The organism is Paraplanobispora takensis, assembly GCF_016863195.1.
Classification (GTDB): Bacteria; Actinomycetota; Actinomycetes; order Streptosporangiales; family Streptosporangiaceae; genus Planobispora; species Planobispora takensis.
In genome coordinates this window covers 1-695 of record NZ_BOOK01000151.1, presented here as the reverse complement: position 1 = coordinate 695, position 695 = coordinate 1, and the positions used below count along the sequence as shown (strand labels likewise).

The 695-nt window shown below is 68.3% G+C and carries 1 protein-coding gene; it reads right to left on the bottom strand.

Going from position 1 to position 695, the window contains the following annotated elements:
* A partial coding sequence (locus Pta02_RS40855) for an arginine deiminase (protein WP_239131608.1) occupies positions 1 to 695 on the bottom strand: 695 nt, incomplete at its 5' end.

Sequence of the window (695 nt, the reverse complement as noted above, 5' to 3'; positions counted from 1 at the left end):
TCAGATGCCGTCGCGTTCGATCGGGCAGCTCATGCAGCGCGGGCCGCCCCGCCCCCGGCCCAGCTCACTGCCCCGGATGGTGATCACCTCCACGCCGTTGGCGCGCAGATGGTTGTTGGTGGTGGTGTTGCGCTCGTAGGCCACCACCACGCCCGGTGCGACGGCCAGCACGTTGCAGCCGTCGTCCCACTGCTCGCGCTCGGCGGCGTAGACGTCCTGGGTGGCGGTCAGCACCCTGACCTCGTCCAGATCCAGCGCCGCGGCGATGACCCGGTGCATCTCCTCCGGAGCATGATCGGTGATCTTCAGCTCCTTGACGGTGTCACCCGGCTCGATCGTGTAGGACGGCAGCATGCCCAGCCCGGCGAACTTGGTGAACACATCCACATCCACCTGGGTCATCACCGTGTCCAGATGCATGAACGCCCGCGTCTTCGGCAGGTCCAGCGCGACGATCCTCTCGGCGGCGCCCTGGGCGAACAGGCTCATCGCCAACATCTCCACCGCCTGCGGCCGGGTGCGCTCACTCATCCCGACCAGTACGGCGCCGCGCCCGATGACCAGCACGTCCCCGCCCTCGATGGTGGCCGGAGCCGCGGCCATGCCCGGCATCCACACGTGATAGCCCCCGGCCTCGGGCCGGTCGTAACCCGCGGCGAACATCGGGTGATAGCGGTAGATCGCCTCGTAGTTGA